Annotated in this window: 3 protein-coding genes; all 3 read right to left on the bottom strand. The window is 73.3% G+C overall.

Features of this window, described 5'->3' with window-relative positions; genetic code table 11:
• Positions 1–1773: type I polyketide synthase (locus IEZ08_RS37840; protein ID WP_189244107.1), on the bottom strand; the 1773-nt coding region annotated here is incomplete at its 3' end.
• A gap of 33 nt (positions 1774–1806) precedes the next feature.
• Positions 1807–6270 (bottom strand): type I polyketide synthase, encoded by a 4464-nt coding sequence (locus IEZ08_RS37835; RefSeq protein ID WP_189244106.1) that lies wholly within the window; start codon positions 6268–6270, stop codon positions 1807–1809.
• Positions 6267–12935 carry an SDR family NAD(P)-dependent oxidoreductase gene (locus tag IEZ08_RS37830; protein ID WP_373294403.1) on the bottom strand — a complete coding sequence of 2223 codons (6669 nt, stop codon included), beginning with the start codon at positions 12933–12935 and terminating at the stop codon, positions 6267–6269. Before IEZ08_RS37830 ends, IEZ08_RS37835 begins: the two co-directional genes overlap by 4 nt.
• Between the last annotated feature and the right edge of the window lie 10 nt (positions 12936–12945).

Here is a 12945-nt window from a genome sequence, read left to right as displayed (position 1 = left end):
CCGCCCCGCCAGCTGACGGCCCATGCCCAGCCGCTGACTGCCCTGCCCGGTGAAGACGAAAGCGGTCAGTCCCTCACGTGCCACGTCCTCGGCCGCCGATCGCAACCCGGAGATCAGCTCCTCCAGAGTGCTACCGACAACGACCGCCCGATGTTCCAGCTGAGCCCGTCCCGTCGCCAGCGAGAAGGCGACGTCCACCGGCCGCAACCCCGGCCGCTCGGCGGTGAACGCCGCCAGCCGCTCAGCCTGGGCACGCACGGCGGCGGCCGTACGCCCCGACACCGTCCACAGGACAGGCGCATCCGACGGCGGCTGCGCCTCGGTGCCACCGGACTCGGCGGTGCCACCGGGTTCGATTGCGTCACCGGGCTCGATCGCGTCACCGGACTCGACGGCCTCGGCGGGTGGCGCCTCTTCGACGATCAGGTGGGCGTTCGTCCCGCTGACGCCGAAGGAGGACACCCCGGCCCGGCGCGGACGCTCACCCCGCGGCCACTCCACCGGGTCCACCAGCAGCTCGACCTTGCCCGCCGACCAGTCGACGGCGCCCGAAGGCTCGGTGACGTGCAGCGTCTTCGGCAGCAGCCCGTGCCGCAGCGCCATCACCATCTTGATCACACCGCCGACGCCGGCGGCGGCCTGGGCGTGGCCGATATTCGACTTGATCGACCCGAGGAGCAGCGGAGTCTCCCGGTCCTGGCCGTATGTGGCGACCAGCGCCTGCGCCTCGATCGGGTCGCCGAGCGTGGTGCCCGTGCCGTGTCCCTCGACCGCGTCCACGTCGGCGGGCGCCAGCCCGGCGCTGCGCAGCGCCGCCCGGATGACCCGCTGCTGGGAGGGGCCGTTGGGGGCGGTCAGGCCGTTGGAGGCGCCGTCCTGGTTGACGGCCGAGCCGGAGATCACCGCGAGGACCTGGTGGCCGTTGCGCCGTGCGTCCGACAACCGCTCCAGCAGCAGGATGCCCGCGCCCTCCGACCAGCCGGTGCCGTCCGCGCTCTCGGAGAACGCCTTGCAGCGGCCGTCCGGGGCGAGCCCGCGCTGGCGGCTGAAGGCGATGAACGGGCCCGGGGTGGACATCACCAGCACACCGCCGGCCAGCGCCATCGCGCACTCGCCACGGCGCAGCGCCTGAACCGCCAGGTGGAGCGCCACCAGCGACGACGAGCATGCCGTGTCCACGGTGAGCGAGGGGCCTTCGAGCCCGAGCACGTAGGAAACCCGGCCGGAGATCACGGCGGCCGAGGCGCCGGTGCTGACGAACGCCTCACTGTCGGCCGGTCTGGCGGCCATGAGGCTCATGTAGTCCTGGCCGCCGGAACCGGTGAAGACGCCGACCTTGGACCCGCGGAGGGAGGCCGGGTCGATTCCGGCACGCTCCAGCGTCTCCCACGACAACTCCAGCGCCAGGCGCTGCTGCGGGTCCATCGCCAGGGCCTCGCGCGGTGAGATGCCGAAGAAGCCGGGGTCGAAGTCGGCCACGCCCTCCACGAACCCGCCCTCGTGCACGTAGGAGGTGCCGGGGGTGTCGCCGTACAGCTCGGCCGGATCCCAGCCCCGGTCGGCGGGGAACTCGCCGATCGCGTCACCGCCGGATGCAACGAGCTCCCACAGTTCCTCCGGCGAGCGCACCCCGCCGGGGTAGCGGCAGCTCATCGCCACGATGGCGATCGGCTCCCGGTCGCGGGCCTCCACCTCGCTCAGCCGACCGCGCGTCCGGGCGAGATCGGCAGTCACGCGCTTGAGGTAGTCGAGCAGTTTGTCCTGTTCCGCCATCGTGCGCCTCACTGTGTCGTCTCGGCCGGTCCCTCAGGCCAGCCCAAGTTCCTTGTCGATGAAGCTGAAGAGGTCGTCGGCCGACGCCGTCTCCAGCTGGTCGGCCACGGTGGGTCCGCCGCCGCTGTCGAGCCTGTCGAGTACGGCACGCAGCCGCTCGGCCACCTCGGAGCGGCGTTCGTCGTCCTCGGCCAGGCCCGCCACGAGGGCTTCGAGCCGGTCCAGCTCGGTCGCGATCCGGTCACCCTCGTCCGGGAGCAGCTCGGCACGCAGGTGGTCGACGAGCGCGGCCGGGTTGGCGTAGTCGAAGATCAGTGCCGGGGGCAGCGACCTGCCGACGGCCGCGCTGAGGTTGTTGCGGAAGTCGACGGCCGTGACCGAGTCGAAGCCGAGCTCCTTGAACGCCCGCCTGGGGTCCACGTGGGCGGCCTCGTGTCCCAGCACGGCGGCCACCTGGCCGCGTACCAGTTCGAGCAGGGCGCGCCCGCGCTCCGCCTCGGACATGGCAGCCAGCCGTACGGCGAACTCCGTGTCCATCTCCGTCTCGGCCTGGGCGCCGGCCACCTCGGGGAGCGCGTCCAGCAGCGGACGCGGCCGGTGCAGGGTGTAGGTCGGCGCGAACCGCTCCCAGTCGATGTCAGCGATCGCCAGGGTGCCCTCGCCGTCCTGGAGCGCCTGCCGGAGCAGCTCGATCGCGCGTTCGGGGGCCATGGGCCGCAACCCGAGCCGGCGGGCGCGTCCCTCGGTCTCCTCGTCGACCAGGCCGCCGCCCGCCCATGCGCCCCACTGCAGGCAGGTGACGGGCAGGCCACGCCGCCTCCGCTGTACGGCCAGCGCGTCCAGCCCGGCGTTGGCGGCGGCATAGGCGGCCTGACCGGCGCTGCCCCAGACCGCCGCCCCGGAGGAGAACAGCACGAACGCCTGGAGTTCGTGCCCGGCCAGCAGCTCGTCGAGGTGCCGTGCCCCGGCGACCTTGGCCTGGCAGACGCGCGCGAAGTCGGCGAGCGAGGTGTGGGCCAGCGGAGCCGGGTCGGGCATCACGCCGGCGGCGTGGAAGACGGCGTCCGGCAGAGCGGGCAGCGAGGCGAGCAGGGACTCCACGCTGTTCCTGTCGGCCATGTCGCAGGCCGCGACGATGACCTCGGCGCCGAGCGCGGCCAGCTCGGCCGTGAGCTCCGCGGCTCCGGGGGCGTCCGGGCCACGACGGCTGGTGAGGACGATCCGTTCGGCTCCGTTGGCGGCGAGCCACCGGCTCACTCCCGCACCGATGGCACCGGTGCCGCCCGTGACCAGGACGGTGCCACCGGGCCGCCAGCCGTTCCCGGTCCGCCGGTCGGCGCGGACCATCCGGCGGCCCAGCGCCTGACCGTCGCGGATCGTCACCTGGTCCTCGTGGCCCGAGAGCACACGGCACAGCAGCGCCAGGTCCTCGGCGCCGGGGTCGGACGGCAGGTCCACCAGACCGCCCCAGGTGTCGGGCCGGTCCAGCGACTGGACGAGGCCCACGCCCCACAGGGGTGCCTGCGCCTGGTCGCCCTCCGCCTCCGAGGTCAGGCACCACAGGGGAGCGGTGACTCCGGCCTGCTCCAGCGTCTGGATCAGCGCGATCGTGGCCACCGTACCCCGGGAGAGCTCAGGGTGATCGTCATGTGGCCCCTCGTCGAGCGCGAGCAGCGACAGCACGCCGGTGAGCGGCCCGCCGGGCAGATCGCCGCCTTCCAGGGTGAGCACCTCGGCGCCGTGCGCGGTCAGCTCCCGGGAGACCGCCTCGACCAGGGGGTGCGGTGTCTCCGGTACGGCGAGCAGCCACGTGCCCCGGACACCGGCCGGATCGGGTGGCGAGGTCGGCTGCCATTCGACGCGGTAGCGCCAGGTGTCCGTGCCGGGGCGGTCCTTGGCCGCGTAGGCGAGGAAGTCAGGCGACCAGTAGCGCTTGTGCTGGAAGGCGTAGGTCGGCACATCCACCCGCCGGGCACCGGACCCGGCATAAAACGCCTCCCAATCCACCCGCACCCCCCGCGTCCACGCCTTCGCCACCCCGGCCAGCAGCTCCCGCTGCTCCTCCCGATCCCGACGCAGCAACGGAACGAACACCACCTGCTCGTCTTCGACGCAGGCCGGGCCCATCACCGACAACACCGCATCCGGACCCACCTCGACGAACGTCTTCACGCCCTGACCGGCCAAAGTGGCAACGGCATCGGTGAAACGCACCGCCTCGCGCACATGCCGCACCCAGTACTCAGCCGTGAACTCGGTGATGGGCTCGCCGGTCAACGTCGACACCACCGGAATCTGCGGAGCCGCGAACGACAACGTCCCCACCACCCGAGCGAAATCAGCCAGCATCGGCTCCATCAACGGCGAATGGAACGCATGCGAGACACTCAACCGCTTGGTCCGCTCGAAACGTCCGGCGATGGCCAGCACCTCGGCCTCGACCCCGGAGATCACCACCGAACGCGGCCCGTTGACCGCCGCGATCCCCACCCCAGACGTCAGATACGGTGCCACCTCGGCCTCAGCAGCGGCGACGGCCACCATCGCCCCACCACCGGGAAGCTCCTGCATCAACCGGCCCCGCGCCGCCACCAGCGCACACGCATCCTCCAGCGACAGCACCCCGGCCACATGCGCCGCCGCGATCTCCCCGATCGAATGCCCCGCCAGCACATCCGGCCGCACGCCCCACGACTCCAGCAACCGAAACAGCGCCACCTCCAGCGCGAACAACCCGGCCTGGGCATACATCGTCTGATCCACCCGCGCCGCATCCACCTGACGCAGCCACGGCAACTGCTCAGCGATCCGCTCCCACGCCGCGGCGAAGACCGGATACCGCCCCGCCAGCTGACGGCCCATGCCCAGCCGCTGACTGCCCTGCCCGGTGAAGACGAACGCCGTCTTACCCCCGGCCACCCCGCCCTCGGCCACCGGCTCACCATCCAGCAACACCAGCCGGTGATCGAACTGCGCCCGCGTCGTGGCCAGCGAATAGGCCACATCCACCGACGCCGCATCCACCGACCCCGACGCAATCAGCCGGGCCAGCTGCGCCTGCACGGCCTCGGCCGTACGAGCCGAGACCGGCGCCAACGCCACCCTCGACCCCGACGGCAACCTCGGCGGCGGCACCGCCGCCCCCGGAGCCTCCTCCACGATCACATGCGCGTTCGTCCCGCTGTACCCGAAAGACGAGATCCCGGCCCGGCGTGGCCGATCGCCACGCGGCCACTCCACCACGTCGGTCAGCAGCTCCACCTTCCCGGCCGACCAGTCCACGTGCGGGGAGGGCTCATCGAGGTGCAGCGTGCGCGGCAGGAGGTCGTGGCGCATGGCGAGCACCATCTTGATCACGCCCGCGACGCCGGCCGCGGCCTGCGGGTGGCCGAGGTTGGACTTGATGGACCCCAGGAGCAGCGGAACCTCCCGGTCCTGCCCGTACGTCGCCAGCACCGCCTGCGCCTCGATCGGGTCCCCGAGCGTCGTCCCGGTGCCGTGCGCCTCGACCGCGTCCACGTCGTGCGGTTCGAGTCCGGCGCTGAGCAGCGCGGCCCGGATCACCCGTTCCTGCGCCGGGCCGTTGGGTGCGGTCAGCCCGTTGGAGGCGCCGTCCTGGTTCACCGCCGATCCGCGGAGGACGGCGAGCACCTGGTGACCGTTGCGCTGCGCGTCCGACAGCCGCTCCAGCAGCAGCACGCCCACGCCCTCCGACCAGGCGGTGCCGTCGGCCCCGGCGGAGAAGGACCGGCACCGGCCGTCGGGCGAGAGGCCGCGCTGCCTGCTGAACTCCACGAACATGTCCGGCGTGCCCATGATGGCCACCCCGCCCGCGAGGGCCATCGTGCACTCGCCCCGCCGCAGCGACTGCATGGCCAGGTGGATCGCCACCAGCGACGACGAGCACGCCGTGTCCACGGTCAGCGCGGGCCCCTCCAGGCCGAACGTGTACGCGACCCGCCCCGGTACCAGGCTGCCTCCCGGCTGCCCTCCCGAGTAGTCGTTGTACATGAGTCCGGCGAAGACTCCGGTACGGCTGCCGCGCATCGTGCCCGGGTCGATTCCGGCGCGTTCGAACACCTCCCAGACCGCCTCCAGCATGACCCGCTGCTGGGGGTCGGCGATCTCGGCCTCCCGCGGGCTGATGGCGAAGAAGTCGGCGTCGAATCCGGCGGCGTCGTGCAGGAATCCGCCCCGGCGGGTGTACGTCTTCCCGGGGCGGCCCGGTTCCGGGTCGTAGACACCGTCGACGTCCCAGCCGCGGTCGCCGGGGAAGTCGGAGGTGGCGTCACGCCCCTGGGCCAGCAGCTCCCACAGCAGCTCGGGCGTGTCGGCGCCACCGGGGTAGCGGCAGCTCATCGCGACGATCGCGATGGGCTCCCGGTCCCTGGTCTCCAGGTTGCGCAGACGTCCCTTGGTCTGCTGCAGCTCGGCCGTGGCGCGCCGCAGGTAGTCGCGGAGCTTGTCGTCCCCGGCCGACGATCGTGTCTCGGTCATTTGATCCCCAGTTCGTCGTCGAGGACGGCGAAGAGCTCGTCGTCGGAAGCGGTCGTGAGGTCTGGCGGCGCGTCGGGCGCCGCGTTGTCCGGATGGCTGCCTCGCCAGCCGTCGAGCAGTGCCTCCAGCCGGGCCGCGATCCTGGCGTGCAGGTCCGCGGGTGGCTCGGTCACCGCCGGAGTGGCCGACGCTGCGACCGACCCTGCGGCCGGTGCTGCGGCCGACGGCGTGGCCGACAGAGCCGCCGAGAGGGCCGCCTCCAGGCGTTCGATCTCGGCGAGTATCGGGCGGGCCGGATCGGCCGCCGCCGGATTGACCCGGCTCCTGATGTGCTGCGCCAGCGCCAGCGGGGTGGGGTGGTCGAACACGAGCGTGGCGGGCAGCCGGAGTCCGGTGGCGGCGCCGAGCATGTTCCGCAGCTCCACGGCCGACAGCGAGTCGAAGCCGAGTGCCTGGAAGGCGCGTTCGGGATCGACGGCGTCGGGCGAGGCGTGACCGAGTGCCGCGGCGACCTGTCTCACGACGAGCTCCAGCACCACCTGGTCGCGCTCGGCGTCGGGCAGGTCGGCCAGCCGTTCGGCGAGCGGCCGCTCGGTCGCCGGGACGTTCGCCGTACGGCGGGGCGCCGGCTTGACCAGGCCGCGCAGCGGGGCGGGAACCCCGTCGGGCCGGGAACGCAGCGCGGTCAGGTCCAGCCGGATGGGCACCAGCGCCGCCGCCTCGCAGCCGAGCGCGGAATCCAGCAGGGCCAGTCCCTCGGCCGCGGACATCGCGGGCATGCCCAGGCGGCGCATCCGCTGGCGGCCGGCCTCGTCCAGCAGGCCCGCCATGCCGCTGTCCTCCTCCCACAGGCCCCAGGCCAGGGAGACCGCGGGCAGTCCCAGGTCGTGGCGGTGCGCCGCGAGCCCGTCCAGGAAGGCGTTGCCCGCCGCGTAGTTGGCCTGCCCGGCGCCGAGCAGGATCCCGGCGGCCGAGGAGAACAGCACGAAGGCGTCCAGCTCCAGGTCGCGGGTCAGCTCGTGCAGGTGCCAGGCCGCGTCCACCTTGGGCCGCAGCACGGTCTCCAGCTGCTTGGGGGTGAGCGCGCCGATGAGCGCGTTGTCCACGACGCCGGCCGCGTGGACGACCACGCGGAGCGGGTGGCGCTCGTCCAGCCCGTCGAGCAGGGCCGCCACCGCGTTCCTGTCGGCGGCGTCACAGGCCGCCACGGTGGCCTGGGCGCCCAGCCCGGTCAGTTCGGCGACCAGCTCGGAGGCTCCGGGGGCCTCCGGCCCGCGCCTGCTGGTGAGCAGCAGGCGGCGCACGCCGTACCGGGTGACCAGGTGGCGCGCGACCAATGCGCCGAGTCCGCCCGTGCCGCCCGTGATGAGCACGGTGCCGTCGGGGTCCCACGGGGCGCCGGACCCGGTGGCTCCGGCCGGGACGATGCGCGGGGCCAGCAGCCTGCCGTCCCGTACGGCGAGCTCGGGTTCCTCCGAGGCGACGGCGGAGTCCAGGTGTCCGGCCGCCTCCGGGTCGAGGTGGAGCAGCTGGATCCGGCCGGGGTGCTCTCCCTGCGCGGCGCGGACCAGGCCGGTCACCGCCGAGCTCACCAGGGCGGCCCGGGGGTCCCGCGGCTGCAGGGCGACGACCAGCCGCGAGGCGGCGTAACGCTCGTCGGCCAGCCAGTCCCTGACCACGTCGAGGGTGGCCGCGACGGTCGAGTGCACCGCGTCGGGCATCGCTCCCTCGGCCGCCGCGGGCACGGAGAACACCACCGTCTCCGGTATCTCGTCGGCCACCTGCGCGTAGCCGGTCCAGGGAGCGTGCCCGGCGGCCTGCACCGGCTGCCAGTCCAGGCGGTACAGCGAGTCACCCGCGGCCGTCGCGAGCTGCTCGACGGCGACGGGCCGGGCCACCAGCGACTCGACCGACGCGACGGGGGCGCCGTGGGCGTCGGCCAGCTGGACCGAGACCGCCTCCGGTGTGGGTGCGGTCAGCCGTACCCGCAGCTCGGTGGCGCCCGCGGCGAACAGCCGGACGCCCGTCCACGCGAACGGCAGCACGGCGTCGTCCAGGTCGTCGCCGAGCATGTTGGCGTGCAGGGCGGCGTCGAACAGCGCGGGATGCAGGCAGAACCGGCCGCTGTCCGCGTGGTCGAGCGCCACCTCGGCGTACAGGTCGGCGCCGAGCCGCCAGACCCGCTTCAGGCCCTGGAAGGCGGGGCCGTACTCGTAGCCGAGCTCGCCGAGCCGCCGGTAGAAGTCGACGCCCTCGACGGGCTCCGCCTCCGCGGGCGGCCATGAGGTCAGGTCGAAGTCCGCCGGTCCCTGCTCCCCGGCCTCCTGGGCGAGGAATCCGGCCGCGTGTCTGGTCCAGTCGGCTCCGTCGGCTCTGCCGTACACCTCGACGGTGCACCGGCCGTCCGCGTCCGTCTCGCCGACCACGACCTGGACGGCGGTGCCGCCGCGTGCGGGCAGCACGAGGGGCGCGGAGATCGTCAGTTCTTCCAGCAGCCCGCAGCCGGTCTCCTCACCGGCGCGGAGCGCCAGCTCCACCAGGGCCGTGCCGGGCACGACGACCTGGCCGGCGATGGCGTGGTCGGCCAGCCACGGCTGGGCCTCCGGGGAGAGCCGTCCGGTGAGTACGGCGCCGCCGGTGTCCGGCCGGGCGATGACCGCGCCGAGCAGGGGGTGGTCGGCGGCGGCCTGGCCGTACCCGGTGACCTCCCCGGCCTGCTTCGGCACGTCGAGCCAGTACCGCTGCCGCTGGAAGGGGTAGGTGGGCAGGTCGACGGTGCGCGGCCGGAGCGGCGCGAAGTATCCCGGCCAGTCGACGCGCACGCCGCGGGCGTGCAGCCTGGCCACCGCGGCGGCCAGCTCGTACGGCTCGGGCCGGTCGCGGCGGAGCGTCGGCACGAAAACGGCCTCGTCCTCGTCGAGGATGGCGGGCCCCAGCGCCGACAGGACGGCGTCGGGCCCGATCTCCAGGAAGATCGTGGCGCCCTCCGCGCGCAGCGTGCGGACCGCGTCGGAGAAGCGGACGGCGCCGCGGATCTGGGCCGTCCAGTAGTCGGGCGAACCGAGGTCCTCGGCGAGACGGCCGGTCGCGGTGGACACGACGGGGATCTTCGCCTCGCCGTAGGTCAGCCCGGCGGCGACCGCCCGGAACCGTTCGATCATCGGCTCCATGCGGTGGGAGTGGAACGCGTGGCTCACCCGCAACCGGGTGGTCCGGTGCCCGCGCTCGGCCAGCAGGGCGGCCAGGGCCAGCACCGGCGCCTCGTCGCCCGAGAGCACCACGGACCCGGGCCCGTTCACCGCGGCGATGTCCACGCCCTCGCCCAGCAGGGGCAGGACGTCCTCCTCAGCCGCGGCGACCGCGACCATCGCGCCGCCCTCCGGCAGTTCCTGCATGAGCCGGCCGCGTGCCGCGACCAGGGCGCAGGCGTCCTCAAGCGACAGCACCCCGGCGACGTGCGCGACAGCCAGCTCGCCGATCGAGTGACCGGCCACGAAGTCCGGGCGGATGCCCCAGGACTCCAGGAGCCGGAAGAGCGCGACCTCCACCGCGAAGGTGGTCGTCTGGGTGTGGACCGTACGGGCGAGGAGGTCGGCGTCGCCGAGCACGTCCTCGAAGGCGGTGTCGAGGTGCGGCTGCAGGTAGGCGCGCACGGCGTCGAAGGCCTTGGCGAAGGCGGGATGCGCGGCGTAGAGCTGCCGCCCCATGTGGATCCGCTGAGCGCCCTGACCGGTGAAGATCATCGCCAGCCGGCCGCCCGGCTGGGCCGCCGAGATCACCGCCGGGTCGCCGTACGCCACCGCGCGCAGCCCGGCCGCCGCCTCGTCCAGGGTCTCGGCGACGACGACGCCCCGGTGCTCCATGACGCTCCTGGTGGTGGCCAGGGAGAACGCCACCTCTCCCGGGTCGAGGCCGGGGCCGGAGCCGGAGTCGGAGCCGCCGTGAGCGTCGATGTGGGCGGCGAGCCGGTGGGCCAGGTCGCGGAGCGCCTGCGGGGTACGCGCGGAGATCGGCCAGACGAGCGGGCGCCCGATCGGCTCGGTCTGCTGTCCTTCCTCCTCCGCCGGTGGCTCTTCGAGCACGACGTGGGCGTTGGTGCCGCTGATGCCGAAGGAGGAGACGCCCGCCCGGCGCGGGTGCCCGTTGCGCGGCCACTCCACGGCCTCGGTGAGCAGCTCGACCTTCCCGGCTGTCCAGTCCACGTGCGGGGACGGCGCGTCGATGTGCAGGGTGCGCGGGAGCAGGCCGTGGTGCATGGCCTGCACCATCTTGATCACACCCGCGACGCCGGCCGCGGCCTGGGTGTGGCCGAGGTTGGACTTGATCGACCCGAGCCTGAGGGGCGCGTCGCGATCCTGGCCGTAGGTGGCGAGCACGGCCTGGGCCTCGATCGGGTCGCCCAGCGTGGTGCCGGTGCCGTGCGCCTCCACGGCGTCCACCTCGGAGGGTCCGAGGTCGGCGCTGGCCAGGGCCTGGCGGATCACCCGCTGCTGGGAGGGGCCGTTGGGCGCGGTCAGCCCGTTGGACGCGCCGTCCTGGTTGACGGCCGATCCGCGTAGTACGGCGAGCACCCGGTGGCCGTTGCGCTGCGCGTCCGACAGCCGCTCCAGCAGCACCATGCCCACGCCCTCGCCCCAGCCGGTGCCGTCGGCCGCGGCGGCGAACGGCTTGCACCGGCCGTCGGCGGCCAGGCCGCGCTGCCGGCTGAAGTCGAGGAACGGGTCGGGGGTGAACATCAACGCCACACCGCCCGCCAGCGCCAGCGAGCATTCGCCCTGCCGCAGGGCCTGGGCGGCGAGGTGCATGGCCACGAGCGAGGAGGAGCAGGCGGTGTCCACGGTCAGCGTCGGGCCCTCCAGCCCGAGCGTGTAGGCCACGCGGCCGGACACGACGCTGCTGAGGCTGCCGTTGCTGAGATACCCGGCCAGGCTCTCCGGCACCTCGGAGAACCTGCTGCCGTAGTCGTGGTACATGACGCCGACGAAGACTCCGGTACGGCTGCCGCGCAGGCTCGCCGGATCGACGCCGGCCCGCTCGAACGCCTCCCACGAGGTCTCCAGCACCAGCCGCTGCTGCGGGTCCATGGCCAGCGCCTCACGCGGCGAGATGCCGAAGAAGTCGGGGTCGAAGTCGGCCGCGTCGTAGAGGAATCCGCCGTGCCTGCTGTAGGTCTTGCCGGGCAGGCCGGGCTCGGGATCGTAGATGCCCTCGACGTCCCATCCGCGGTCCTCCGGGAGGGTCGAGATGGCGTCCCCGCCCTCGGCGACCAGCCGCCACAGGTCCTCCGGCGAGGTGACGCCTCCGGGGTAGCGGCAGCTCATCGCGACGATGGCGATCGGCTCCCGGTCCGCCACCACCAGGTGCTCGACGTGCTTGTCCGCGCTGTCACCCAGCAGCCGCTCGGCGAGCAGGCCGGCGATCGCGGCGGGCGACGGATAGTCGAAGACGAGCGTCGACGGCAGCGTCAGGCCGGTGACGGTGTTGAGCCGGTTGCGCAGCTCCAGGGCGCTGAGCGAGTCGAAGCCGAGCTTCGCGAGCGGCTGCTCGGGATCGATCGCCTCCGCGCCGTCGTGGCCGAGCACCGCGGCGATCTCGGTCCGCACCAGCTTGATGAGGGCCGCCTCGCGCTCGTGCGGCTCCAGGGCCGCCAGCCCGGTGTACGGCGTCGCCGCCCCGGCCCTGACCCGGCGCTTGGGCTTGGTGACGAGCTCACGCATGATCGGGGGCACCTCGCCGTCGACGGCGAAGGCGGGCAGGTCCAGCGCGGCGGTGACGAGTGCGGGGTCGGGGCTGGAAGTGGCCGCCGAGAACAACGCCAGTCCCTCCACCGGGGACAACGGCGCCACCCCACCCTGGCTGATCTTGCGACGCTCCCGCTCATCCAGGCTCTCCCCCATCCCCGCCTCAGCCCACAGTCCCCACGCCAGCGACTGCGCCGCCAGACCATGAGCACGCCGATAAACCGCCAACGCATCCAGGAACGCATTGGCCGCGGCGTAGTTGGCCTGCCCCGGCGCCCCCAGCGTGCCGGCCACCGAGGAGAACAACACGAACGCCGCCAGGGCCCGATCCCGGGTCAGCTCATGCAGATACCAGGCCGCCACCGCCTTGGCCGCCAACACCGCATCCAACCGCTCAACCGTCAACGCACTGAGCACACCGTCATCCAAAATCCCCGCGGTATGCACCACCGCACTCAACTCCGGCAGGCTCTCCAGCAGAGCGGCCAGCGCAGCCCGATCGGTCACATCACACGCCACCACCCGCACCCGGGCACCGGTCTGCTCCAACCCGGCCACCAAATCACTCGCGCCCGGCGCAGCCATCCCCCGCCGACTCACCAACACCAGATCAGCCACACCATGCCGGCCGGCCAGATGCGAGGCCACCAGCGCACCCAACCCCCCGGTCCCCCCGGTGACCAGCACACTGCCCGACCCCCACACCGCCGCCTCAGGATCGGCGGCCGCGACCGGAACAGCAGCGCGCACCAGCCGCGGCGCCAGCAGCACCCCGTCCCGCACCAGCAGTTCCGGCTCACCACAACCCAGCACCCGCGCCCACGGCACCGTCACCTGATCAGAATCAAGGTCCAGCAGCACGATCCGGTCCGGGTGCTCGGCCTGAGCCGAACGCACCAGACCCCACACCGCCGCCGCCGCCACATCCGAGATG

This window comes from Planobispora rosea (genome assembly GCF_014648175.1).
Taxonomy (GTDB): Bacteria; Actinomycetota; Actinomycetes; order Streptosporangiales; family Streptosporangiaceae; genus Planobispora; species Planobispora rosea.
The sequence above is the reverse complement of the archived record's forward strand: the minus strand, read 5'-3'. Positions and strand labels throughout refer to the sequence as shown.

Coding starts and splice junctions, on each gene's coding strand:
- IEZ08_RS37835 (WP_189244106.1), bottom strand. CDS start 6,270: ATGACCGAGACACGATCGTCGGCCGGGGACGACAAGCTCCGCGACTAC.